Here is a 23,900-nt window from a genome sequence, read left to right on the forward strand (position 1 = left end):
CACATCGCGATAGCTCTGTTATACTCGGGCCTTCCCGCCCGGCTCACGCCCGGACGCTCGGCCTCGCAAAAGGCATCTCGACCAGCAGCGACGCACCCTCAAGTGCCCGCCCGCCGCCTCCAGGATGCGCAGTGTAAGCCCAGCTGGACCGGACGCGATCGCATCCCACCGATGCCCGTCGCGCCAGGCAGAACATCCCACAGGGCCCAGCCCACACGAGAACAGGATTGCCCATGTCCTTTGCTTCCCTCGGTCTCTCCGAGGCACTTGTCCGCGCTATCGAGGCTGCGGGCTACACCCAGCCTACCCCGGTGCAACAGCGGGCCATTCCCGCCGTGTTGCAAGGCCGCGACCTGATGGTCGCCGCGCAGACTGGCACTGGTAAAACCGGTGGCTTCGCCCTGCCGATCCTCGAGCGCCTGTTCCCAGGTGGTCACCCCGACAAATCGCAGCGTCACGGCCCGCGCCAACCGCGCGTCCTGGTCCTGACCCCGACCCGCGAACTGGCCGCACAGGTCCACGACAGCTTCAAGATCTATGCCCGCGACCTGAACTTCATCAGCGCCTGCATCTTCGGCGGTGTCGGCATGAACCCACAGATCCAGGCGATGGCCAAGGGTGTCGACGTTCTGGTCGCCTGCCCGGGCCGTCTGCTCGACCTGGCCGGCCAAGGCAGCGTCGACCTGTCCAAGGTGGAAATTCTCGTTCTGGACGAAGCCGACCGCATGCTCGACATGGGCTTCATCCATGACGTGAAGAAAGTCCTCGCACGCCTGCCGGCCAAGCGCCAGAACCTGCTGTTCTCGGCGACCTTCTCCAAGGACATCACCGACCTCGCCGACAAGTTGCTGCACAACCCCGAGCGCATCGAGGTCACGCCGCCCAATACCACCGTCGAGCGTATCGAGCAGCGCGTCTACCGCCTGCCTGCCAGCCACAAGCGTGCGCTGCTGGCCCACTTGATCACCCTCGGCGCCTGGGAACAGGTGCTGGTCTTCACCCGTACCAAGCACGGCGCCAACCGCCTTGCCGAGTACCTCGAAAAGCACGGTCTGACCGCTGCCGCGATCCACGGCAACAAGAGCCAGAATGCGCGCACCAAGGCTCTGGCCGACTTCAAGGCCAACAGCGTGCGAGTGCTGGTCGCCACTGACATCGCCGCCCGTGGCCTGGACATCGACCAGTTGCCGCACGTGGTCAACTTCGAACTGCCCAACGTCGAGGAAGACTACGTTCACCGCATCGGTCGTACTGGCCGTGCTGGCCGCTCCGGTGAAGCCATTTCGCTGGTGGCACCTGACGAAGAGAAACTGCTCAAGAGCATCGAGCGGGTGACCAAGCAGAAGATCCCGGATGGCGACCTGATGGGCTTCGATGCCTCGCAGGTCGAGGCCGAGAAACCCGAGGTGCGCGAGCGCCAGCAGAACAACGGCCGTGGCGGGCGCAACCAGCAGCAACGTGCCGAAGGCAGCAAGGAAGGCAGCGGCGGACGCAAGGACAAGGGCAAGGACAAAGGCAAGGCCAAGCAACAGGCCGCCGACAAGCCTGCCGACAAGGGCACTGCGGGCGACAAGCCGCAGCAGAAGAAGCAGGAGCCACGCAAGCAGCGCGACAACAGGAAGCCGCGTCAGCAGCAGGCCGGCCAGGCCCAGGGCAATGCCCCCAAAGTACCCGCCGATCGCGACCCGGAAGAGTTCCTGGACGACGATATCGACAACTTCGGTAACCGCGCCGACTACGTCAGCCCTTACCAGAACGGCAAGAACCAGGGCCGCAACCGTCGCCCGGGCGGCAACGGCGGGCAGGCTCAAGGCCAGGGGCAGCGTTCGGGTTCGGGCCAGCCTCGCAGCAACAACGGTAGCGGCGGCCAGCGCCAGGGCGGCCAGGGTTCTGGCGAGAAGCGCCCCCGCAACAACAATGGTGGTGGTGCACGCCGCGATGGCAACCCGGGCCGTGCGCGCCGGGACGACAGCAACCGCCAGGAACCTGCCGTACGCAATCCGCGCGAGTCGCAGAGCACGCCTGTGATCATCCGCAAGGAATCCAAGCTCGACCGCTACCCGACGCCCGAGCAACTGGACGACCTGCCGAGCCGCCCCCGTGGCGAGCGTCCGGCGCTGTTGACCCGCAAGGGCTGACAGAAACGACAAGGGGCCGCATAGCGGCCCCTTGTCGTTTCAGATGACGCGAATCACTTCTGCTTCACGCCTTCCAGGCTGATGTCCAGATCCAGGGTCTGGGAAGTCGGGCCTGGGCCCTTGATGCCAAAGTCGTTCAGGTTCAGCGTGGTCTTGGCGTTGAAGCCAGCGCGCTCGCCACCCCACGGGTCCTTGCCCTCGCCGTTGAACACGGCCTTGAAGGTGACCGGCTTGGTCACGCCATGCAGGGTCAGGTCGCCGGTTACGTCGGCAGTCTTGTCACCGGTGGACTTGACGGCCGTGGAGACGAACTTGGCGTCCGGATATTTCTTCACGTCCAGGAAGTCGGCGCTGGCGATGTGCTTGTCGCGCTCGGCATGGTTGGAACACAGGCTGGCAGTCTTCAGGTCGACGCTGATCTTGCTGGCTTCAGGCTTGGCGCTGTCCCAGGAGAACGAACCGTCGAAGTCCTTGAATGTGCCGTGGATGAAGCTGTAGCCCAAGTGGCTGATCTTCCAGTCGACGAAAGCATGCTGGCCTTCCTTGTCGATCTTGTAGTCAGCGGCCATGGCCTGACCAGCGCCAATCAGAGCGGTACCGAGCGCCAGGGCGGCAAAAGTCTTTTTCAACATCCTTACTTCCTTCCTTTGCAATTGAGGTTGAGAGTCAAGCTTTGCGGCCCAGCATACGAGCCAGGGTCGCGTCACGGTCAATGAAATGGTGTTTCAAGGCTGCCAGGGCATGCAGGATGGCGAAAATCACCAACCCCCAGGCCAGATACAGGTGAATCACACCGGCAGTGTCCGCCTGATCGGGCAGGTTGCTGACCAGTGCCGGTACTTCGAACAGGCCGAAGACCGGAATGCCGACACCGTCGGCGGTGGAGATCAGGTAGCCGGCGGCCATGACCGCGAACAACCCCAGATACAGCGCCAGGTGCCCCAGCTTGGCGGCCATGCGGGTGAGTGCCCCGTGGCTGGCCGGAGCCGGTGGAGGTGGGCTGATCAAACGCCAGAGTACCCGCAGCAGCATGACAGCCAGTAATACCAGGCCAATGCTCTTGTGCAGGTCGGGCCCGGCTTTGCGCCAAGGATCGTAGTAGTCGAGACCGACCATCCACAGGCCCAGACCGAACAACCCGAATACGACAAGAGCTACGCCCCAGTGCAGGAAGATGCTGACCGCACCATAGCGAGAAGCAGAATTGCGCAGTTGCATGTTGGCGTATTCCCCGTGAAAGCTGTGCACAAGATAACGCGATAAGTATCGAAATAAAGCGGAAAAGTCCGCTTCTTATAATCGAAAAAATCGATAGCTTATTTTGAATTCATCTAATTAAGAAAACATTAACAGTAGGCGAACGCGGGGGACTTGCCAGGGCAGGCAACAGCGCGGGCACATCGCGGCAATGCCACGAGTGCCCGCAATGACCAATCAGTTGGCCTTGGCCTGAGTGTCGGTCGAGGGTTTCTTCTTGACGGGCTCGGCTTTTGCGGCGGCCTTCTTCACCGGCTCCGTCTTGCTGGCCTGCTTGGCCGGCGGCTTGTGCGCTGGTGCGTGCTTGGCAGGTGCCGCCTTGGTCGGTGCAGCCTTGGCGGGTTGGGCCTTGACCGGTTCTTCCTTGGCCACAGGCGCAACGGCCGGCGCCGCTGGTGCGGCTGCAGGAGCAGGAGCTGGCGGCGCGGGTGTCGGCTCGGCGGCCTTGGTCACCGGCTCGGTCTTGGCCACCGGTTTGTCGTCGCCACCGAACAGACGGGAGAAGAAGCCAGGCTTGTTGTCCTTGGCGGCTGCCGCGCCGACTGCCGCAGCGCCCGCAGCAGCAGCGACCGGCGCCGCCTTGACCACTGGATCGAAGGATTTCCCAGCGGCCAGGTCCTCGACCTGGCCCGCGGCACGCTGGCCACTGCGCAGCGCGCCTTCCAGGGTGCCCGGGTAAAGTGCATCGGTGTGTTCGCCAGCAAAGGCGACACGTTGCACCGGGCGCTCCCACAGACGCCAGTACTTGCTGATCTGCCCCGGCCCGTAGGCCAGGTAGGCGCCGCCGGTGCCGGCGTCGGTGCTGTAGCGTTTGACCTCGTAACCGGTAAAGGCGCCACGAGCCTGAGGGTAGAAGGCATGCAGGCGAATCAGCACCTGGTCGACCATCTGCTTGTCACCGAAGGCCTGCAGCAGGCGGGCGTTGTCGCCTGACAGGTTGATCACCACATTGGCACCGCCCTTGAGCGCCGGTTCGATCCACAGCATGCCCAGGCCTGCGTTGCTGAAGATCTCGCCCGACATACGCGAGCGGCTCTCCCACACCGGGTTCTTGAACTTGAGCAGCAACTGGTCGCGCCAGCCGTAGTTGGTGCCTTTGAGTGCCGCCAGATGCTGGTTGTCCAGCCCCGGCGTCATCTGGATCTTGGCCAGCGCGCGCAGCGGCACGGCAAGAACCAGATAGTCAGCCTGGTAGCCCACGGCCCCCACCTTTACGGTGACGCCGTCCTTGTCCTGGACGATGGCGGTGACCGGCGAGCTGGTCTTGATGGTCTTGAGTTGCTTGACGAAGGCCTGTGCCAGTACCGGGCTGCCGCCGGGCAGGCGTGCGGCGCGCAGGTCACGATCGCCAACCCCACGATAGACCCGGCTCTGCTGGGCGAAATAGAGCAACGACAGGCGCGAGGGCTCGTCATAGCGGGTACGGATCTGCTGGTTGATCAACTGACGGGCGGTCGCCGGCAGTTGCAGCTTGTCCAGCCAGGTGGAGACGTTGATCTGATCGAGGGCGAACAACGTGCTGTTGGCAGCCGGGTTCAGCGGGTCATCGATCGAACGGGCCAGGTCATCGAGGGTCTTCTCGTAGCGCTTGATCGCCTCGGCGGTCGCGGGCTGCTTGGTGGCGAGGTCGGCCGCGCTGAAGTACTCGCCGTCGATCAGGTAGCCTGGGGTACGCACGAACTCGGGCGCAGGCAAGGTTTCCAGCTTGAAGCGGTCCAGGTATTGATTGAGTACCGGTTGCGCCTTGTTGTTGCCGATCCACTCGCTGGTCGCAAGTCCCGAGCGGCCACCCATGCCGCCCTTGGCTTCGAGCAGGGTCACCTGCCAGCCCTTGGATTGCAGCTCGTAGGCTGCCGTCAGGCCGGCCAGGCCACCGCCGACGACAATGGCCGTGGGGGTCTTGTCCTTCGCCAGCGCACCAGCGCTGGATGCACCAATCAATACCAACGCGCACAGGCGCACCCAAGCAGCAGCCATGTCGGCGAACTCCGGATCAGAAGCGAAATGTAAGTGGGAGGGATCTCCCCAGGAGAGATGCGCTAAGAATACGTCAGGTCCCCGGAGCCTGCCAGCACAGCGCTATCAAGTGCTTCGAATGGTTCAGGTTTCTGTGGTGGGTGCTTCGCGGCGGTTCGGCGTCCCGACAAGCCAGCTCCCACACAAGCCTGCACAAAATCCAAGGTTGTTCCTGGGGGTGCCTTTGCTTAGGCTTACGCCGTCCTACTTGCCACCCCAGCCAGGAGATCCGCCCATGGGCCTGAATCAACAGTGGATGCAGCGCGACCTCAAGGTCCTGTGGCACCCCTGCACCCAGATGAAAGACCACGAGAGCCTGCCGCTGATCCCGATTCGCCGCGGCGAGGGTGTCTGGCTCGAGGACTTCGAGGGCAAGCGCTATCTGGACGCGGTCAGCTCCTGGTGGGTCAACGTTTTCGGCCATGCCAATCCGCGCATCAACCAGCGCATCAAGGATCAGGTCGACCAGCTCGAACACGTCATCCTCGCAGGCTTCAGCCATCAGCCGGTGATCGAGCTGTCCGAGCGCCTGGTGGCCATGACTCCGGCCGGGCTGGATCGAGTGTTCTACGCCGACAACGGCTCGTCATGCATCGAAGTGGCGCTGAAGATGAGCTTCCACTACTGGCAGAACAAGGGCCAAGGCGCCAAGAAGCGCTTCGTCACCCTGACCAACAGCTACCACGGCGAAACCATCGCCGCGATGTCGGTCGGCGATGTGCCACTGTTCACCGAAACCTACAAGGCCCTGCTGCTCGACACCATCAAGGTGCCCAGCCCCGATTGCTACCTGCGCCCTGAAGGCATGGGTTGGGAGGAACACTCGCGCAACATGTTCGCAGCCATGGAGCAGACCCTGGCCGAACACCACGCCACGATCGCCGCGGTCATCGTCGAGCCGCTGATCCAGGGCGCTGGCGGCATGCGCATGTATCATCCGGTCTACCTCAAGCTGCTGCGCGAAGCCTGCGACCGTTACGGTGTGCACCTGATCCATGACGAAATCGCCGTCGGTTTCGGCCGCACCGGCACGATGTTCGCCTGCGAGCAGGCCGGTATCCGCCCAGACTTCCTTTGCCTGTCCAAAGCCCTGACCGGTGGCTACCTGCCGCTCGCCGCCTGCCTGACCACCGATGACGTGTACCAGGCCTTCTACGACGACTACCCGACCCTGCGCGCCTTCCTCCATTCGCACAGCTACACCGGCAACCCGCTGGCCTGCGCCGCCGCGCTGGCGACCCTGGACATCTTCGAGCAGGACCAGGTGATCGACGCCAACAAAGCGCTGTCGGCGCGCATGGCCAGCGCCACCGCGCACCTGGTCGATCACCCGAACGTGGCCGAAGTACGCCAGACCGGCATGGCCCTGGCCATCGAGATGGTCAAGGACAAGGCCGGCAAGGTCGCCTACCCATGGCAGGAACGCCGCGGCCTGAAGGTCTTCGAGCATGCCCTGACCCGCGGCGCGCTGTTGCGTCCGCTGGGTAGCGTGGTGTATTTCCTGCCGCCCTACGTGATCACCCCGGAGCAGATCGACTTCCTGGCCGAAGTGGCCAGCGAAGGCATCGATATCGCCACCCGTGACAGTGTCAGCGTGACGGTGCCGGCCGATTTCCATCCCGACTTCCGCGATCCGGGCTGACTACCACCTAACCCTGTAGGAGCGGGCTTGCCCGCGAATGCTGCAGTGCTGCCACTGGCGCATTCGCGGGCAAGCCCGCTCCCACAGAGGATGATGTCCTCACCCCTATTCCGAGCCGAACCATGAGACTGTCCCGTTTCTTCATCGACGCCCCCCTGAGCCTTGGCGAGCACGAGTTGCCCGAGGCCCAGGCCCACTACATCGGCCGCGTGCTGCGCATGAGCGCCGGCGCCGCCGTGCAACTGTTCGACGGCAGTGGCCAGGAATACCTCGGCCAGTTGCTCGACGTGGGCAAGAAATCCGTGCGGGTCAGCCTCGACCAGGCCCTGCCCGGCCAACCCGATTCGCCGCTGCACATCCACCTCGGCCAGGGGCTGTCACGCGGCGAGCGCATGGACTGGGCGATCCAGAAAGCCACCGAGCTGGGCGTCAGCCAAATCACCCCGATCGTCAGCGAGCGCTGCGAAGTGCGTCTGAAGGACGAGCGCGCCGACAAGCGCCTGGCTCACTGGCGCCAGGTGGCGATCAGCGCCTGCGAACAATGCGGGCGCTCTACCCTGCCAGTGATCCACCCACCGGTGCCCCTGGCCGAATGGCTGAAAGACAGCGAGGCCGATCTCAAGCTGGTCCTGCACCCGGTGGCCGAGCCGCTGACCAGCCATGACAAACCGACACGCCTGGCCTTCCTGATCGGACCTGAGGGTGGCTTGAGCGATGCCGAAGTCGATCAGGCCAAGGGCGCCGGCTTCCACGCCGCCCGCCTCGGCCCTCGCGTACTGCGCACCGAGACGGCGCCGGTGGTGGCGCTATCGGTGGCGCAGCAGCTGTGGGGCGATTTCTAAGATCAGCCCCCTATAGCACGTAGAAGTACACCGCGACGAAGTGCATCAGGCTGCCAGCGATGACGAACAGGTGCCAGATGCCGTGCCAGTGGCGAAAGCGGCTGTCGAAGGCGAAAAAGATGATGCCGACGGTGTACAGCACACCGCCGGCCGCCAGCCAGGCAAAGCCGGCGCCACCGAGGCTGTGGAGCAACGGTTTGACCGCCACCAGCACGATCCAGCCCATCACCGCGTAGATGATGATCGAGAGGATCCGTGCCTCGGAGCGCGGTTTGATCTCCTGGAGCATGCCGATCACCGCCAGGCCCCAGACGATGCCGAACAGGCTCCAGCCCCAGGGCCCGCGCAGACTGACCAGGCAGAACGGTGTATAGCTGCCGGCGATGAGCAGGTAGATCGACAGGTGATCGAGCTTGCGCATGACCACCTTCGCCCGGCCGCGCGTGCTGTGATAGAGCGTGGAAATGCTGTAGAGCAACAGCAGCGTAAAGCCGTAGATGGAGAAGCTGACGATCTTCCAGGGGTCGCCCTGCAAGCCCGCGACGACGATCAGCCAGATGGCACCGATACAGGCCAGGACAGCACCGACCAGGTGGGTCCAGGCGTTGAAGCGTTCACCGTAGTACATGCAGGCTCAGACCTCCACAAGGCCAATGGGTTCCTGGCGGGCAGTGGCGCGACAGGGCCCGCACGAGCATCATGCTACTGCGTCGAAGGTTGCAGATCCGCGTCACGCACCAGCCGCTCGAGCGCCGCCAGGTCCGGCACCCGCGCCACCTGCTCGCCCACCTGCACCGCCGCCAGCTCCAGCGCCCCCAGCGGCACGTCCACATAGTTCAACTGGCTGTCGAGCTTGCACGAGCGCGGGATCCCCTGCAGCAGCAGCGCCAGGTAGCGCAGCCCGGTATCGCCCAAGGCGTTGAGCACAACGATCCGCGCCCGCTCGCCACAGGGCGTTTCACCGCCACAGGCGGCCTCGAAGCCTATCAGCGGCAGACACTGCTGGCGCCAGTCGATCCAGCCCATGTGCCAGGCCGGCTCATGCAGTTCGCAGACGAACGCACGCTCGCCGATCAGCTCGGCCACCGCAACGTTGGGCAGCACCAGGGTACGGTCGCCCAGGGGCAGCAACAGCCCGGTGAGGCTGCTGCGCTGACCGGCGATATGTTCAAGCATGAGGCTGGCTCCAGTGGGCGATGCTCTGCAACAGGAGCGACTCCTGGTAAGGCTTGCCGAGGTATTCGTTGACGCCGATGGCCATGGCCCGGTCGCGGTGTTTCTGCCCGGTACGCGAGGTGATCATGATGATCGGCAAGTCGTGCAGGCGGTTGTCACGCCGCACCCGCGTCGCCACTTCGAAGCCGTCCATGCGCGGCATCTCGATGTCCAGCAACAACACGTCAGGGCGGTGCTCCTCCAGCAGGGCCATCGCATCGACCCCGTCCTTGGCGGTCAACACGCTCATGCCGTGACGTTCCAGCAGGCGGCTGGTGACCTTGCGCACGGTGACCGAATCGTCGACCACCATCACCAGCAACGGACGCCGCGCCGCCGGGCCGAACAGCTGGCGCCGCTCGCCGTCACCCACCGGCAACCGCGCCAGGCGCCGCTGCTGGCCGCGCAGCTGACCGAGCAGGTCGAGAATCAGCACCACCCGCCCATCACCGAGCAAGGTCGCACCAGACAACCCCGGCACCGCAGCGAATTGTGGCCCCAGGCTTTTCACCACGATTTCGCGGCTCGGCGACAGGCCATCGGCCTGGATCGCAAACGACTGCTCCTGGGCATGCACCAGCAGCACCGGCAAGGGCAGGCTTTGCCCCAGCAGGCGCGGACGGCCGACATCCTGCAACAGCTCGCCCAGGTAGCGCAGGTCGTAGGCGTGCCCTGCATAGCGATAGCGCGGCGGATCCAGCTGGTAGCAGGCCTCGAGCTCGGCGGGCGGCACGCGGACGATGCCCTCGATGGTGTTGAGCGGGATGGCGTACTGCTCCTCGCCCAGGTGCACCATCAGCGCCCGGTTCAGCGATACCGTGAACGGCAAGCGGATCTGGAAGCGTGCCCCCTTGCCTGGGCTGGACTCGATGCTCATCGAGCCGCCCAACTGCTTGACCTCTTCATGGACCACATCCATGCCCAGCCCGCGCCCGGAAATCTGGGTGATCTTCTCGGCCGTGGAGAACCCCGGACGCAGGATGAACTGCAAGATCTCGTGATCGCTGAGCTGCGCCTGCGGCGCCAGCAAGCCGCGCTTGATGGCCTTCTTGCGAACCGCCTCCAGCGGCACCCCGGCGCCGTCGTCGCTCATCTCGATGACGATGTCGGCGCCCTCGTGGAGCAGGTTGAGGTGGATGGTGCCCTGCTCCGGCTTGCCTGCCGCCAGGCGCACCTCGCGCGGCTCGAGGCCATGGTCGACGGCGTTGCGCAGCATGTGCTCCAGGGGCGCGACCATGCGCTCGAGCACGCTGCGGTCCAGCTCGCCCTCGGCATTGCCGACCACCAGTTCGACCTGTTTGCCCAGCTCGCTCGCCACCTGCCGCACCACGCGCTGCAGGCGCGGCACCAGGCGCTCGAAAGGCACCATCAGGGTGGCGGTCAGGCCTTCCTGCAACTGACTGTTGACCCGCGCCTGCTGCTGCAGCAGGCCATGCGCCTCCTGGGCCCGCAGGGTCAGGGTTTCCTTGAGGTCGAGCAAGTCGGAAGCCGATTCGAACAAGGCCCGCGACAGCTGCTGCAACTGCGAATGGCGGTCCATTTCCAGCGGGTCGAAATCGTCGTAGGCGTCGCCCTCGGCCTGCCAGCGGCTGGACATGCGGCCCTGGGTTTCGTTGTCCAGGCGCAGCAACTGGTCGCGCATGCGCTCCAGGGTGGTTTCCATTTCGCTCAAGGCGAACTGTGCATCGTTGACCTGCTGCTCGATACGACCACGAATGATCGCGTGCTCGCTGGCCAGGTTGCCCAGGTCATCGAGCAGTTCGGCATCGACCTTGACCATGTCCCCCGGCGCTCGCTCGGGTGCAGCGCTCGGCACATCGAGCGGCGCGGCCTCCACCGGCGGCTGGCCGGCGGCGCTGTCGGTCAGCGCCGCACTGGAAAAGTTGCGAATGTAGTCGATCAGCGCCGTTGCCGCGTGCAGCGGCTGCCCCAGACGTACGGCGTCGAGCATGTGCGCAAGGCGGTCGTGGCAGTTCTGCAGCAGGCTGAACAGCGCGGGCGTCGGCGGCAGGCGGCCAGCAGCGAGCAGTTCGTAGAGAAACTCCAGCTCATGGGCCAGGTCGCCAATGGCGGCGATTTCCACCATGCGCGCGCCGCCCTTGAGGGTGTGCAGGTCGCGCAGCAGGTTTTCCACCTCGACACTGCTGCGCGGGTCGGCCTGCCAGCGCGCCAACGCAGCCGCAGCGCTTTCGACGATGTCCGAGCTTTCTTCGAGGAAGACTTCCAGCAGCTCCTTGTCGCCAGGTGTTTCTGCCACCTCCGGCTCGCTGACCGGCGCATGGCGGAACTCACGCAACTCGCCGAGCAGTGCCACCGCCGAAGACGGCAGCTCGCCCTGGCGCAGGCTGTCGAGCATCTGGCCCAGCGCCGCATGGCTGCGCTGCAGCAGCTCGAACAGCGCACTGCTGGCGGCCAACCGCCGATCGACCAGCCCTTCGTAGAGCAACGCCAGCTCCTGAGCGAGCACCTCGATGGCGCCAATCGCGGCCATCTGCGCACCGCCACGCAAGGTCTGCACATCGTGCTGCAACGCCGACACCGCTGAGCTGCCTTCCGGCTCCTGTCGCCAGCGCTGCAAAGCCTGATCGGCGCTGTCGAGGATGTCGCTGGCCTCGTCGAGGAACAACTGCACCACTGCCGGCTCCGGCAGGTCCATGGCCGTGGCCAGCGGGGTCACGCCCTGCTCGCCCACCCGCCCGGTTGCCGCCGGGTCGAGCGCCCCGTCCAGCAACGCGCGCAAGCCATCCAGGCACTCGCTGCGCGGGGTGACCTCCTGCCCGGCAGCAATCTCATCGAGCATGTCGATCAGGGCTTCGTGGGCCTGCCGCGCCTGGGCGAAGAAATGCCCGTTGGCGACCAGGCTGCCCTCCTCAACCGCCCCATACAGATCGAGCAGCGCTTCGCAGAGCTCATCCACCTGCCAGAAATCGGCCAGGTGCGCACCATGGGCCAGGGTCGTCAGCTCATCAAGCAGCGTGTCCAGCTCCTGGCGTTCGCGCGGGTGCTCCTGCCAGCGCGACAACAGCGACTCGGCATCGAGCAGGATATCCATGCCCTGAGCCAGGAAGCTGGCGATCAGTTGTGGATCACGACGGTTGCGGCGGGTGTGCGGCGCTGCGTCCTGCAGCACCGCCAGGCGTGCATCCACCGCTTCGCCGACCTGCTCGATCAGTTGCGCAGCGCCAGGAATCGGTGCCAGCGGTGTGCGCTCAAGCTGGGCCAGGCCCAGCTGGAACAGGCTGCGCGACGCTTCCAGCCATTCGATATCCGCCACTTCCAAAGCCAGTTGGTGCGCCTTGTATTCACGCGCCAGGCGGTCGAAGGCGGTGGCAAGCTCTGCGATCGGCATCACCCCGGCCATGGCCGCGCTGCCCTTGAGGGTATGCAGCGCGCGTTGCAGGCTGTCGCTGACCGGGGTGTCCTGGCCTTTGGCAGCCATGAGGAAACTGTCGAGGCTGGCCAGATGGCCCTGTGCCTCGTTGCGAAAGATCTCCAGCAGTTGCGGATCGAGCCCGTCACTGTCGCTGGCAGACGCGGTGTCGTTGACCGCCAGGGCGTGCAGATGGCTGCTGAGCTGCTCGACATCGGCCAGCCGGGGTATCTGACCCACCGCAAAGTCGGCGAGCAGGTCAGGCAGGTGCACAAAGGCCTGTTGCAGCGCCACGGCGCCCTCGCCGCTGAGCACGATGCGTCCTTCCAGCACACGGTTGAGCAGATGCTCGGCGCCCCAGGCCAGCTCGGCCACGGCGCCTGCGTGCACCATCCGCCCGCTGCCCTTGAGCGTATGCAAGGCACGGCGCAGTTCGATTAGCGCGTCGCGTTGCTGGTTGTCGGCACGCCAGCGCAACCATTGGCGTTCGATCTCCGGCAGCAGTTCAGCGGTTTCCTCCAGGAACACTTCGCGCAGCTCATCGTCGATGCCGTCATCGGCACGCTGCGGCTCAGCCATGACCGGCGCTTGGCTGCAGCGCAGGCCAAGGGCGGCCAGACTGGCGCAGGCCATGTCGAGAAAACGCTGGGCATCGGCCAGCGGGTCGGCGACACGCCATTGCAGGTAGCACTCCACCGCACTCAGGGCCTCGGCCAGGTGGGCCAGCTCCTGCTCCGGTGGCTCCTGCTCAAGATGCGACAACCAGCCTTGCACATAGTCGGCCGACACCCCGAACACCTCGGAGGCGGCCGGCAGCATCAGCATCGCCAACGCGCCACGCACCTGCTGCAGCAGACCCGGCAGGGGTTGCAGACGCTGGCGTGGCCAGCCGGATTCCAGGCAGTCGCCGATCAGGTCCTTGGCCTGCTGCAACACCGAGAGCGACTCCTCGAACACCCGCTGACGGATCTCGGTCACGTCCGAGCCGGGCATGCCGCCTTCCAGGCCCTCGGCAAGGCCGCCCACCATGCCGTTGAGCGTCGCCTCCACGTACAACAGGGCACCGGCCACATCCATCAGCACCGCATCGTCCACGGCACGTTCGCCCTGGGCCAGGGCCTGCAAGGCGAGCACCTGGTCGATGATGACCCGGCGCGGCTGCTGGAAGCCCAGCACTGCGAGGGTATCGGCAACATGGCGCAGCGGCGCGATCAGCCCATCGAGTGCGTCGCGCTGCTCGTTATCCCCCCGTACGAAGGGGTCGAGCCGCTCCTTGATCCGCACCAGATCGTCGCACAGGGCAGTGATCACCGAGCGCAGGGCATCGCGGCCCTGGCCGGCCTGCAACTGGTCGCGCCAGTTGCCCAGCGACAGGTCGAGGTTGGCCAGATCGTTGGCCCCCGCCAGGCGCTGCGCCGCCTCTCCCATCAGGCTGTCCTGGGCCAGCGGCTCGGCGCCGCGGCACAGGCGCAATTGGTTGAGCAACGGCAGCACCACCAACGGCAGGTCGTGGCGCGCGCCCCGCAGGCGCTCGAGGTAGGGCGGCAATTGCTCAAGGCCGCGGAACAGCGCACCCAGGCAATCGCCACGCGGGCTGACCTGGCCCTCGAAGAGGGCACGCCCGAGCAACTCCAATTCCTCGGCCAGGCGCGCCGCGCCATTGAGCTCGAGCATCGTCAGGCACCCTTGCACCTGATGCAGGTTGTCGACGAAGAACCCCAGCAAGGCGGGGTCGCCCGGCTCGCTGGAAAAACGCTCCAGCGCCTGCCGCGCCTGGCCCAGGCAATCGGCGATGGCCGCCTTGGTCCAGCTCAGGGCGACCGTGTCGTGACGCTCGGGGCTCATTGCCGTAACGGCCATAGACCTCTCCTCAGCGCCGCTCGGCCGGGGCCGGCAAGGTGAAACCAGACACCGAACGGCGCATCTCGCTGGCCATTCTGGCCAGGTGACGGATGCTGTCGGCGGTAGCGCCGGAACCGGCGGAGGTCTGCGCAGTGATCTGCTGGATCACCGCCATGGTGTGGGAAATCTGCCCGGCCGAGGACGTCTGCAATTGCGCCGCGTCGGAAATGCTGTGGATCAGTTCGGCCAGGTTCTGCGACACGCCCTCGATTTCAGCGAGGGCCACGCCTGCGTCCTGGGCAAGACGCGCACCACGCACCACTTCGGCGGTGGTCTGCTCCATGGAGATCACCGCTTCGTTGGTATCGGCCTGGATGGTTCGCACCAGCGCTTCGATCTGTCGGGTGGCCGACGACGAACGCTCAGCCAGGCGCTGCACTTCGTCAGCGACCACGGCGAAGCCGCGCCCGGCTTCACCCGCGAGCGAAGCCTGGATTGCCGCATTGAGGGCCAGGATGTTGGTTTGTTCGGCAATGTCGTCAATCAGGCTGACGATGTCGCCGATTTCCTGAGAAGACTCCCCCAGACGCTTGATGCGCTTGGCGGTGTCCTGGATCTGTTCGCGGATGTTGTCCATGCCATGGATGGTGTTGTGCACCACCTCATTGCCCTTGTTGGCGATGGCCACCGAACGCTCGGCGACCTTGGCCGACTCGTAGGCGTGGGCGGAAACCCGGTCGATCGACTCGACCATGTCGCCCACCGCCAGCGACGCCTCGCTGATCTGGTCGGCCTGGTGTTCCGAGGCCTTGGCCAGCTGGCGTGCGGTGTTCTGGGTGTCCTGCACCGCAGCGGCGACCTGCTCGGCGCTGTGGTTGATGGTCGCCACCAGGTCGCGCAACTGGTCCACCGAGAAGTTGATCGAGTCGGCGATGGCGCCGGTGAAGTCTTCGGTGACCGACACCGTCACCGTCAGGTCGCCATCGGCCAGCTCTTCGATTTCATCGAGCAGGCGCATGATGGCCTGCTGGTTGCGCTCGTTCTTCTCCGCCGTGTCGCGTAGTTGACGGTTGGTGGCGCGGACCATCACCAGGCCGATGAGGATGATCGAGGCCAGCGCCAGCAGGCCGAGCACGTAGCCGCCGACGGTGTCGAGGGTGCGCCCGGCCAGGTTCTCGAAACCATTGGCCAGGTGCGAGGCTTCGTCGAGCAGGGTCTGCGACAGGCTGAAGATGTTGCTCGCGGCCTCGCGCACCCGCAGCAGCTCCGGTGAAGTCTCGAGGATTTCGTCGACCGAGCCGGAAACGAACTGGAACAGCTCGGCGATCTCGGCCAGGCGCGCACGCGCGTCCGGGTCTTCGACACGGGTCACCTGGATCGCCGGATTGCCACCGAGCATGCCCTCGAGCACCTGGCCGAAGCGGCTGGCATCACGGCCGAAGGTGTCGGCGGCCTGCACCGAGGTATCGTCACCGGCCAGCACGGTATTGACCGAACCGAGAATCCGCTCGGCCAGCAGCAACTGGCGCTGGGCCACAGCCACCTGGCTGGCCGGTGCACCGCTCTGCAGCAGGATTTCCACGACCTTTTCGTACTCGACCTGCAACTGTGGCACGGTTTCGGCCAGGGTCGCCGCCACCTGGTGCAAGGACAGCACGGTCTGCTCGCTGGCCAGGATGGTGTCGGTGTTGCGCCGCAGGTTTTCCCAGTCCTGGCGCACCGCGTCCATCTCGTCGCGCACCGTGGCCGGCGCTGGCGGCAGGCCGGTGGCCTTGTCACCCTCGCGCAGGTATTTCCAGCGGCGCTCGAAATCGTTACGTGCATCGGACAGCAGCCGGAACGCCAGGGCCTTGCCCGCCGCCGCCTCGGTGGCGTTCTTGGCGATGCGCTGGGACAGCACGCGCAACTCGCCGGCATGGCCGATGTACTGCTTGTCGTGGTTGGACTGGGTGTTGAGGTAGGCGAAGTTGGCGAACAGCAGCACGATCGACAGGATCAGCACCACGAACAGCACAGTGATCTGCGCGGTGCTGCGCGGGCGCTGGGCCACGGCTTCGGGAACGACGGTTGGAGCGGGCTTGTTCACTGTCGCAGGGTCCTCTACAACGCCACATCGAGAAAGCCTGGCGCCTGGGCCAGGGCGAAGGGGCTGAAGATCGCCCAGTTGCGCTCACGCGGGAAATGCCCCTGGACGAAACGCGCCGCGGCGCGGATCAGTGGCTGCGGGGGCGACAGCTCCAGGCTGCTCAGGTCGAAATGTTGCAAGCCGACCACTTCATCCACTAACAGGCCGACGAACAGGTCGTCATGGTCCAGCACCAGCACGCGGCGCTGCTTGCCCGAGGCCGCCGGCCCAAGGCCGAAGAACGCCGACAGGTCCATCACCGGCAGCAGGCGACCGCGCAGGTTGGCGACGCCGCGCACCCAAGGCTGCACCCCGGGCACCCGGCTGCTGCGCGGCTCGCGCAACACTTCAGCCACCTCACCCATGGGGGCGACGAACCACTGCCCGGCGATGCGAAAGCCGATACCGCTCCACTGCTGCAGGCGCGTGTCCTGCAGCGGCTGGTCGGCCACCAACAGGCGGCAGCGGCGGTCGATGTCCAGCAACAGCTCGAAGGCGGTCAGCGACGCACCCTGGGGGCGTGTGGTCAAGCGCCCAGCACCTCTTTGAGCTTGGCGATCAGCGCGTCCTCTTCCACCGGCTTGGTCAGGAAATCGCGAGCGCCCTGGCGCGTGGCCCAGATGCGGTCGGTTTCCTGGTCCTTGGTGGTGACCACGATCACCGGGATGGCGCTGGTTTCAGGGTCCTTGCTGAGCTGGCGGGTGGCCTGGAAGCCGTTCATGCCGGGCATGACGATGTCCATCAGCACCGCATCCGGTTTGTCCTGGCGGGCCAGGGCCACGCCATCGGCACCGTTGCTGGCCTTGAGCACCTGGTAGCCATGCTTCTCGAGCCATTCGGTCAATCTGTACATCTCTGTCGGCGAGTCGTCGACAATCAGCACTCGGGCCATACGGTTTCCCCATCAGGAAAATGAAGACCGCGCCAGGGCGGGCGCGGTCAGGGTGCGTGTTGTGCCTGCGCGGCGAATTCGGGCACGTGGGCACGGATCGCGTCGAGCAGTTCTTCCTTGCTGAACGGTTTGGTGAGGAACTGATCGGAGCCGACCACCCGGCCGCGGGCCTTGTCGAACAGGCCGTCACGCGACGACAGCAGGATCACCGGGATATCCTTGAACGCACTGTTGTGCTTGATCACTGCGCAGGTCTGGTAACCGTCCAGACGCGGCATCAGTACATCGACGAAGATGATCCGCGGCTTGTGATCGACGATCTTGGCCAGGGCATCGAAACCGTCGCTGGCGGTGATCACCTCGCAACCCACCTCGCCCAGCAGCATCTGGGCGGTGCGGCGGATGGTGCGGGAATCGTCGATCACCATCACCTTCAGGGGCTGTTCCATGAAATGCGTCACCCATCGCCAAGCCAGGAATGAAACCTCGAGTGCTGCCATGCAGCGCTCTGACTGGCATTTTTAACACAGTCCGGGTAGGCATTCCATCTGCCTCCCCCCTTGACCGGCCGCGTTCCCGGCGCCACCCTGAGCCACTTTTCTTTCGTGCCATCGCGGCCACCTGCCGCCAAGAGGAATTACCCCATGAGCGTTCGTCTCGGGATTGTCATGGACCCTATCGCGTCCATTTCCTACAAGAAGGACAGCTCGCTGGCCATGCTGCTGGCGGCGCAGGAGCGTGGCTGGAGCCTGTTCTACATGGAGCAGCGCGACCTCTACCTGGGTGCCGGCCAGGCCCGTGCGCAGATGCGACCGCTGAAGGTGTTCGCCGATCCGGCCCGCTGGTTCGAGCTGGGCGATGAGCAGGACAGCGCGCTGAACGAGCTGGACGTGATCCTGATGCGCAAGGATCCCCCCTTCGACATGGAGTTCGTCTACAGCACCTACCTGCTGGAGCAGGCCGAGCGCGAAGGCGTGCTGATCGTCAACAAACCGCAGAGTCTGCGTGACTGCAACGAAAAGCTGTTCGCCACGCAGTTCCCGCAGTGCATGGCGCCAACCCTGGTCAGCCGCCGCGCCGACATCCTGCGCGCCTTCGCCGCCACCCATGGCGATGTGATCCTCAAGCCGCTCGACGGCATGGGCGGCGCATCAGTGTTCCGTCACCGCCAGGGCGACCCGAACCTCTCGGTGATCCTCGAAACCCTGACCCAGCATGGCCACCAGCAGATCATGGCACAGGCCTACCTGCCGCAGATCGTCGATGGCGACAAGCGCATCCTGATGATCGACGGCGAGCCGGTGCCCTACTGCCTGGCACGCATCCCGGCCAGCGGCGAGACCCGTGGCAACCTGGCCGCTGGTGGCCGTGGCGAAGCCCGTCCGCTGACCGAGCGCGACCGCTGGATCGCCGCCCAGGTCGGCCCGACCCTGCGCGAAAAGGGCCTGCTGTTCGTCGGCCTGGACGTGATTGGCGACTCGCTGACCGAGATCAACGTCACCAGCCCGACCTGCATCCGCGAGATCGATGCTGCCTACAACACCAATATCGGCGGCCAGCTGATGGACGCCATTGATCGCAAGCTCAAGGCGCGCTGACCACCGACGCGGAGCAAAACCCTGGAGTGGGGTATGATGCCGGTCCATTTCACTCGACCTGCTGCCCCACTGCGGTTGCTGGATACCCGATGACGCTGCCTGCCGACATCCCATCCGACCTGCTGCCACCGCGCGTTCGCCCGGTGGACCGGCTCGGTTTCACGCTGTTTCTTGCCGCCCTGGTGCACCTTGCGCTGATCCTCGGGGTGGGTTTCAGCGTGGTCAAGCCCGCCGAAGTCCGCCAGACCATGGACATCACCCTGGCCACCTTCAAGAGCGAGAAAGCGCCGGAGAAAGCCGACTACCAGGCCCAGGACAACCAGCAGGGCAGTGGCACCCTGGACAAGAAAGCCGTGCCCACCACCACCGAAGTGGCGCCATTCCAGGACAGCAAGGTCAACAAGATCACCCCGCCTCCGGCAGCCCGGCCGGAAACGCCAGCGGCGCCGGCGAAATCCGTGGTGACGACCAAGGCAGCGAAACCGCAGAAAGCCGAAACCGCGCCAAAGGAAAGCAAGCCTCAACCCAAGCCCCCCGCACCGGTGCCGGACTTCGACAGCTCGCAGTTGTCGAGCCAGATCGCCAGCCTCGAGGCCGAGCTGTCCAACGAACAGCAGTTGTATGCCAAGCGCCCCCGCATCCATCGTCTCAACGCGGCCTCGACCATGCGCGACAAGGGGGCCTGGTACAAAGAGGAATGGCGCAAGAAAGTCGAGCGGATCGGCAACCTCAATTACCCGGAAGAAGCCCGACGCCAGCAGATGTACGGCAGCCTGCGGATGATGGTGTCGATCAACCGCGACGGTTCGTTGTATGAAGTGCTGGTGCTCGAATCCTCCGGGCAACCGGTGCTGGACCAGGCCGCCCAGCGCATCGTTCGCCTTGCGGCACCGTTCGCGCCGTTCACCGGCGACCTGGCGGAATTCGACCGCCTGGAGATCATCCGCACCTGGCGCTTCGCGCGTGGGGACCGGCTGTCGAGCAATTGACTGGTACGGGCTGCGACTTGCCCCGCGAGGGGACCGGTACATACACCGCACAGCCAGCTTGTCAGCCTCGCCACCTGACGCCACACTACCCCTCATGAAAACCCTCACGCCGAGCTACCTCAAGCACCAGTTCCTGATTGCCATGCCGCACATGGCCGATCCGAACTTTGCCCAGACCCTCACCTACATCGTCGAGCACAACGCCAACGGCGCCATGGGCCTGGTGGTCAATCGCCCGCAGGAGCTGAACCTGGCCGATATCCTCGAGCAGTTGCGCCCGGATGAGGAACCGCCTGCCAGCACCCTGCAGATCCCGATCTACCAGGGTGGCCCGGTGCAGACCGACCGCGGCTTCGTGCTGCACAGCGCCGAATGCACCTACCAGGCCACCATCGAGCTGCAAGGCCTGTCGCTGTCGACATCACAGGATGTGCTGTTCGCCATCGCCGAGGGCGTCGGCCCGAAGCAGAGCCTGATCACCCTGGGCTACGCCGGCTGGGAAGCCGGGCAGCTCGAGGCGGAGCTGGCCGATAACGCCTGGCTCAACTGCCCGTTCGACCCCGAGATCCTCTTCGGCATGGCCTGCGAGCAGCGCCTGCAGGCCGCCGCGCAAAGCCTGGGCATCAACCTCAGTCTGCTGACCAGCCAGGCAGGGCACGCCTGATGGCCGAGCTGCGCCTGCTGCTGGGCTTCGACTACGGCACCCGCCAGATCGGCGTCGCCGTCGGCCAGGTCATCACCGGCCAGGCCCGTGAACTGTGTACGCTCAAGGCACAGAACGGCGTGCCGGACTGGAACCAGGTCGAGAAACTGATCAAGGAATGGAAACCCGACGCCATCGTCGTCGGCCTGCCGCTGAACATGGACGGCACACCCAGCGAGATGAGCGAACGCGCGGAGAAGTTCGCCCGCCGCCTGCATGGACGCTACAACCTGCCGGTACATACCCACGACGAACGCCTGACCACCTTCGAGGCCAAGGGCGAACAGATGGCCCGTGGCGGCCAGCGTGGCAGCTACCGCGACAACCCGGTCGACGCCATCGCCGCTGCACTGCTGCTGCAGGGCTGGCTGGAGGCCAATACCTGACCATCCGCTTTGCTGCCGGCGATGCCGGCGCCCCAAGGAGCACGCAATGAGCCTACCCAATCCCGCCGACCTGATCCGGCAGATGGCCGTCGACCTTCGCGCCCACCTGGCGCGCCGCGCCATCGCAGAGCCACGCTTCATCGGTATCCGCACCGGTGGCGTGTGGGTTGCCCAGGCCCTGCAGCAAGCGCTTGGCGACCAGAGCCCGCTGGGCACTCTCGACGTGTCGTTCTACCGCGACGACTTCAGCCAGAACGGCCTGCACCCGCAGGTGCGCCCGTCCGAGCTGCCGTTCGAGATCGAAGGCCAGCACCTGGTGCTGGTGGATGACGTGCTGATGAGCGGTCGAACCATCCGCGCTGCGCTCAACGAGCTGTTCGACTATGGGCGCCCGGCCAGCGTGACCCTGGTCTGCCTGCTCGACCTGGACGCAGGCGAATTGCCGATCCGCCCGAATGTGCTCGGTGCGACGCTGTCCTTGGCGGCCCATGAACGGGTAAAATTGACCGGACCCGCCCCGCTCGCCCTCGAGCGCCAGGACCTCGCCCCCGCATCCGCCCTTTAAGAGTCCCCCGCGATGACGCCATTCGACGCCAAGCGCCCGCTGCAGCTCAACGATCAGGGCCAGCTACGCCATTTCCTCTCGCTCGACGGTTTGCCCCGCGAACTGCTCACCGAGATCCTCGACACCGCCGACTCCTTCCTCGAAGTTGGCGCCCGGGCCGTCAAGAAGGTTCCGTTGCTGCGCGGCAAGACCGTGTGCAACGTGTTCTTCGAGAACTCCACCCGCACCCGCACCACCTTCGAACTGGCCGCCCAGCGCCTGTCGGCCGACGTGATCAGCCTGAACGTGTCGACCTCCTCGACCAGCAAGGGCGAGACCCTGTTCGATACCCTGCGCAACCTGGAAGCCATGGCTGCCGACATGTTCGTCGTGCGTCACTCCGACTCCGGCGCCGCGCACTTCATCGCCGAGCACGTGTGCCCGGAGGTCGCGGTGATCAACGGCGGCGATGGCCGCCATGCCCACCCGACCCAGGGCATGCTCGACATGCTGACCATCCGTCGGCACAAGGGCAGCTTCGAGAACCTTTCGGTGGCGATCGTCGGCGATATCCTGCACTCGCGCGTAGCCCGCTCCGACATGCTCGCGCTCAAGGCCCTGGGTTGCCCGGACATCCGTGTGATCGGCCCGAAGACGCTGATCCCGATCGGTATCGAGCAGTACGGGGTCAAGGTCTACACCGACCTGGCCGAGGGCCTGAAAGACGTCGACGTGGTGATCATGCTGCGCCTGCAGCGTGAGCGTATGGCGGGTGGCCTGCTGCCCAGCGAAGGCGAGTTCTACCGCCTGTTCGGTCTGACCACCGCACGCCTGGCCGGCGCCAAGCCGGACGCCATCGTCATGCACCCGGGCCCGATCAATCGGGGCGTGGAAATCGAATCGGCGGTGGCCGACGGCAAGCACTCGGTGATCCTCAACCAGGTGACCTACGGCATCGCCGTGCGCATGGCCGTACTGTCGATGGCCATGAGCGGCCAGAACGCGCAACGTCAACTCGACCAGGAGAACGCCCTGTGACCATCAGCATCATCGGCGCACGGGTCATCGATCCCAGCAGCGGCCTGGACCAGATCACCGACCTGCACCTGGAGAACGGTCGCATCCTTGCCCTCGGCGCAGCGCCAGCAGGCTTCAGCGCCAGCCGCACGATCCAGGCCGACGGCCTGGTGGCCGCACCTGGCCTGGTCGACCTCGACGTCGCCCTGCGCGAGCCGGGCTACAGCCGCAAGGGCAACATTGCCAGCGAAACCCGCGCAGCCGTGGCCGGCGGTGTCACCAGCCTGTGCTGCCCGCCGCAGACCAAACCGGTGCTCGACACCTCGGCCGTCGCGGAACTGATCCTCGACCGCGCCCGCGAGGCAGCCAACAGCAAGGTCTACCCGATCGGCGCCCTGACCAAGGGCCTGGAAGGCGAGCAACTGGCCGAGCTGGTGGCCCTGCGCGACACCGGCTGCGTGGCCTTCGGCAACGGCCTCAAGGAGATCCCCAACAACCGGACCCTGGCCCGCGCCCTGGAATATGCCGCCACCTTCGACCTGACCGTGGTGTTCCACTCCCAGGACCGCGACCTGTCAGCCGGAGGCCTGGCCCACGAAGGCGCCATGGCCAGCTTCCTTGGCTTGCCGGGCATACCGGAAACCGCCGAGACCGTGGCGCTGGCGCGCAACCTGCTGCTGGTCGAGCAGACCGGCGTGCGTGCGCACTTCACCCAGATCACCAGCGCCCGCGGCGCACGGCTGATCGCCCAGGCCCAGCAACTGGGGCTGCCGGTCACGGCTGACGTGGCGCTGTACCAGCTGATCCTCACCGACGAGGCGCTGCGCGATTTCTCCAGCCTGTACCACGTACAGCCGCCGCTGCGCACGCCGGCCGACCGCGATGGCCTGCGCGAGGCAGTGAAGTCGGGCGTCATCCAGGCGATCTCCAGCCACCACCAGCCCCACGAGCGCGATGCCAAGCTGGCACCGTTCGGCGCCACCGAAGCGGGGATCAGCAGTGTCGAACTGCTGCTGCCGCTGGCCATGACCCTGGTCGAGGACGGCCTGCTCGACCTGCCGACCGTGCTGGCACGGCTGTCCAGCGGCCCGGCCCAGGCGCTGCGCCTGCCGGCGGGCGAGCTGAAGGTCGGTGGTGCGGCAGACCTGGTGCTGTTCGACCCGAGCGCCTCCACCGTGGCCGGCGAGCAGTGGTTCTCCCGTGGCGAAAACTGCCCGTTCATCGGGCATTGCCTGCCGGGCGCAGTGCGCTACACCCTTGTCGATGGGCATGTCTGCCACGAGGCCTGAGTAGGCCTCTTCGCGGGCAAGTCGCAGCGGCGAAC

General features: G+C 65.7%; 20 protein-coding genes. 10 read left to right on the forward strand and 10 right to left on the reverse strand.

The annotated features are described in order from the left end of the window. The first annotated feature begins 233 nt into the window (after positions 1 to 233). The gene (locus AB688_RS25770) at positions 234 to 2,138 is read left to right on the forward strand and encodes a DEAD/DEAH box helicase (RefSeq protein WP_063546532.1); all 1,905 of its coding nucleotides are present in this window, start codon (positions 234 to 236) and stop codon (positions 2,136 to 2,138) included. Positions 2,139 to 2,191: 53 nt separating this feature from the next. Here the strand turns inward: AB688_RS25770 and AB688_RS25775 are convergent, their stop codons facing one another. From AB688_RS25775 to AB688_RS25785, 3 genes are all read right to left on the reverse strand, one after another. Further along, positions 2,192 to 2,770: a YceI family protein gene (locus AB688_RS25775; protein ID WP_063546534.1), complete on the reverse strand. Its 579-nt coding sequence runs from the start codon at positions 2,768 to 2,770 to the stop codon at positions 2,192 to 2,194. 34 nt (positions 2,771 to 2,804) lie between these two features. Further along, on the reverse strand, positions 2,805 to 3,356 hold the full coding sequence (locus tag AB688_RS25780) for a cytochrome b (RefSeq protein WP_063546536.1): 552 nt from the start codon (positions 3,354 to 3,356) through the stop codon (positions 2,805 to 2,807). A 216-nt stretch (positions 3,357 to 3,572) separates the two neighbouring features. Beyond that, positions 3,573 to 5,372 carry a flavin monoamine oxidase family protein gene (locus AB688_RS25785; RefSeq protein ID WP_063546538.1) on the reverse strand — a complete coding sequence of 600 codons (1,800 nt, stop codon included), beginning with the start codon at positions 5,370 to 5,372 and terminating at the stop codon, positions 3,573 to 3,575. Positions 5,373 to 5,646: 274 nt separating this feature from the next. Here AB688_RS25785 and AB688_RS25790 point away from each other — a divergent pair, with 274 nt between their 5' ends. Together AB688_RS25790 and AB688_RS25795 are read left to right on the forward strand one after the other, a co-directional pair. Continuing rightward, positions 5,647 to 7,053: an adenosylmethionine--8-amino-7-oxononanoate transaminase gene (locus AB688_RS25790; RefSeq protein WP_063546540.1), complete on the forward strand. Its 1,407-nt coding sequence runs from the start codon at positions 5,647 to 5,649 to the stop codon at positions 7,051 to 7,053. 122 nt (positions 7,054 to 7,175) lie between these two features. After that, positions 7,176 to 7,895: a 16S rRNA (uracil(1498)-N(3))-methyltransferase gene (locus AB688_RS25795; protein WP_063546542.1), complete on the forward strand. Its 720-nt coding sequence runs from the start codon at positions 7,176 to 7,178 to the stop codon at positions 7,893 to 7,895. 10 nt (positions 7,896 to 7,905) lie between these two features. On the opposite strand, the gene trhA is transcribed toward AB688_RS25795, so the two are convergent. The 7 genes from trhA to AB688_RS25830 form a co-directional block, all read right to left on the reverse strand. Next, positions 7,906 to 8,523 carry a PAQR family membrane homeostasis protein TrhA gene (gene trhA, locus AB688_RS25800; RefSeq protein WP_063546544.1) on the reverse strand — a complete coding sequence of 206 codons (618 nt, stop codon included), beginning with the start codon at positions 8,521 to 8,523 and terminating at the stop codon, positions 7,906 to 7,908. Between the two features lie 74 nt (positions 8,524 to 8,597). Continuing rightward, the gene (locus AB688_RS25805; RefSeq protein ID WP_063546546.1) at positions 8,598 to 9,071 is read right to left on the reverse strand and encodes a chemotaxis protein CheW; all 474 of its coding nucleotides are present in this window, start codon (positions 9,069 to 9,071) and stop codon (positions 8,598 to 8,600) included. Further along, a complete protein-coding gene (locus AB688_RS25810; RefSeq protein WP_231100280.1) occupies positions 9,064 to 14,340 on the reverse strand; it encodes an Hpt domain-containing protein in 5,277 nt (1,758 codons plus the stop codon). Before AB688_RS25810 ends, AB688_RS25805 begins: the two co-directional genes overlap by 8 nt. Positions 14,341 to 14,350: 10 nt before the next feature. Next, positions 14,351 to 16,372 carry a methyl-accepting chemotaxis protein gene (locus AB688_RS25815; protein WP_370671316.1) on the reverse strand — a complete coding sequence of 674 codons (2,022 nt, stop codon included), beginning with the start codon at positions 16,370 to 16,372 and terminating at the stop codon, positions 14,351 to 14,353. Between the two features lie 50 nt (positions 16,373 to 16,422). Beyond that, positions 16,423 to 16,977, reverse strand: coding sequence for a chemotaxis protein CheW (locus tag AB688_RS25820; RefSeq protein WP_054894837.1), 555 nt, complete (start codon positions 16,975 to 16,977; stop codon positions 16,423 to 16,425). After that, entirely contained in the window at positions 16,974 to 17,339 is a 366-nt protein-coding gene (gene pilH / locus AB688_RS25825; RefSeq protein WP_012274551.1) for a twitching motility response regulator PilH, read from the reverse strand. The genes AB688_RS25820 and pilH overlap by 4 nt, the downstream gene beginning before the upstream one ends. Positions 17,340 to 17,386: 47 nt before the next feature. After that, on the reverse strand, positions 17,387 to 17,788 hold the full coding sequence (locus tag AB688_RS25830; RefSeq protein WP_063546904.1) for a response regulator: 402 nt from the start codon (positions 17,786 to 17,788) through the stop codon (positions 17,387 to 17,389). 195 nt (positions 17,789 to 17,983) lie between these two features. On the opposite strand from AB688_RS25830, the gene gshB reads away from it, so the two are divergent. From gshB to AB688_RS25865, 7 genes are all read left to right on the forward strand, one after another. Continuing rightward, a complete protein-coding gene (gene gshB / locus AB688_RS25835; protein ID WP_063546552.1) occupies positions 17,984 to 18,937 on the forward strand; it encodes a glutathione synthase in 954 nt (317 codons plus the stop codon). Positions 18,938 to 19,026: 89 nt separating this feature from the next. After that, positions 19,027 to 19,926, forward strand: coding sequence for an energy transducer TonB (locus tag AB688_RS25840; protein WP_063546554.1), 900 nt, complete (start codon positions 19,027 to 19,029; stop codon positions 19,924 to 19,926). A 94-nt stretch (positions 19,927 to 20,020) separates the two neighbouring features. Continuing rightward, positions 20,021 to 20,590, forward strand: a complete 570-nt coding sequence (locus tag AB688_RS25845) for a YqgE/AlgH family protein (protein WP_054894840.1) — start codon at positions 20,021 to 20,023, stop codon at positions 20,588 to 20,590. Further along, positions 20,590 to 21,015 (forward strand): Holliday junction resolvase RuvX, encoded by a 426-nt coding sequence (ruvX, locus tag AB688_RS25850; RefSeq protein WP_054894841.1) that lies wholly within the window; start codon positions 20,590 to 20,592, stop codon positions 21,013 to 21,015. The genes AB688_RS25845 and ruvX overlap by 1 nt, the downstream gene beginning before the upstream one ends. 46 nt (positions 21,016 to 21,061) lie before the next feature. Further along, positions 21,062 to 21,580, forward strand: a complete 519-nt coding sequence (pyrR, locus tag AB688_RS25855; protein ID WP_054894842.1) for a bifunctional pyr operon transcriptional regulator/uracil phosphoribosyltransferase PyrR — start codon at positions 21,062 to 21,064, stop codon at positions 21,578 to 21,580. A 12-nt stretch (positions 21,581 to 21,592) separates the two neighbouring features. Next, positions 21,593 to 22,597 (forward strand): aspartate carbamoyltransferase catalytic subunit, encoded by a 1,005-nt coding sequence (locus tag AB688_RS25860; RefSeq protein WP_054894843.1) that lies wholly within the window; start codon positions 21,593 to 21,595, stop codon positions 22,595 to 22,597. Beyond that, on the forward strand, positions 22,594 to 23,865 hold the full coding sequence (locus tag AB688_RS25865) for a dihydroorotase (protein WP_063546556.1): 1,272 nt from the start codon (positions 22,594 to 22,596) through the stop codon (positions 23,863 to 23,865). Before AB688_RS25860 ends, AB688_RS25865 begins: the two co-directional genes overlap by 4 nt. Positions 23,866 to 23,900: the final 35 nt, after the last annotated feature.

Origin of the sequence: Pseudomonas putida, from assembly GCF_001636055.1 — a bacterium.
Classification (GTDB): domain Bacteria; phylum Pseudomonadota; class Gammaproteobacteria; order Pseudomonadales; family Pseudomonadaceae; genus Aquipseudomonas; species Aquipseudomonas machongensis.

Coding starts and splice junctions, on each gene's coding strand:
- AB688_RS25810 (WP_231100280.1), bottom strand. CDS start 14,340: ATGGCCGTTACGGCAATGAGCCCCGAGCGTCACGACACGGTCGCCCTG.
- AB688_RS25770 (WP_063546532.1), top strand. CDS start 234: ATGTCCTTTGCTTCCCTCGGTCTCTCCGAGGCACTTGTCCGCGCTATC.
- pilH (WP_012274551.1), bottom strand. CDS start 17,339: ATGGCCCGAGTGCTGATTGTCGACGACTCGCCGACAGAGATGTACAGA.
- AB688_RS25840 (WP_063546554.1), top strand. CDS start 19,027: ATGACGCTGCCTGCCGACATCCCATCCGACCTGCTGCCACCGCGCGTT.
- AB688_RS25790 (WP_063546540.1), top strand. CDS start 5,647: ATGGGCCTGAATCAACAGTGGATGCAGCGCGACCTCAAGGTCCTGTGG.
- AB688_RS25860 (WP_054894843.1), top strand. CDS start 21,593: ATGACGCCATTCGACGCCAAGCGCCCGCTGCAGCTCAACGATCAGGGC.
- pyrR (WP_054894842.1), top strand. CDS start 21,062: ATGAGCCTACCCAATCCCGCCGACCTGATCCGGCAGATGGCCGTCGAC.
- AB688_RS25845 (WP_054894840.1), top strand. CDS start 20,021: ATGAAAACCCTCACGCCGAGCTACCTCAAGCACCAGTTCCTGATTGCC.
- AB688_RS25780 (WP_063546536.1), bottom strand. CDS start 3,356: ATGCAACTGCGCAATTCTGCTTCTCGCTATGGTGCGGTCAGCATCTTC.
- AB688_RS25805 (WP_063546546.1), bottom strand. CDS start 9,071: ATGCTTGAACATATCGCCGGTCAGCGCAGCAGCCTCACCGGGCTGTTG.
- AB688_RS25775 (WP_063546534.1), bottom strand. CDS start 2,770: ATGTTGAAAAAGACTTTTGCCGCCCTGGCGCTCGGTACCGCTCTGATT.
- ruvX (WP_054894841.1), top strand. CDS start 20,590: ATGGCCGAGCTGCGCCTGCTGCTGGGCTTCGACTACGGCACCCGCCAG.
- gshB (WP_063546552.1), top strand. CDS start 17,984: ATGAGCGTTCGTCTCGGGATTGTCATGGACCCTATCGCGTCCATTTCC.
- trhA (WP_063546544.1), bottom strand. CDS start 8,523: ATGTACTACGGTGAACGCTTCAACGCCTGGACCCACCTGGTCGGTGCT.
- AB688_RS25830 (WP_063546904.1), bottom strand. CDS start 17,788: ATGGAACAGCCCCTGAAGGTGATGGTGATCGACGATTCCCGCACCATC.
- AB688_RS25795 (WP_063546542.1), top strand. CDS start 7,176: ATGAGACTGTCCCGTTTCTTCATCGACGCCCCCCTGAGCCTTGGCGAG.
- AB688_RS25785 (WP_063546538.1), bottom strand. CDS start 5,372: ATGGCTGCTGCTTGGGTGCGCCTGTGCGCGTTGGTATTGATTGGTGCA.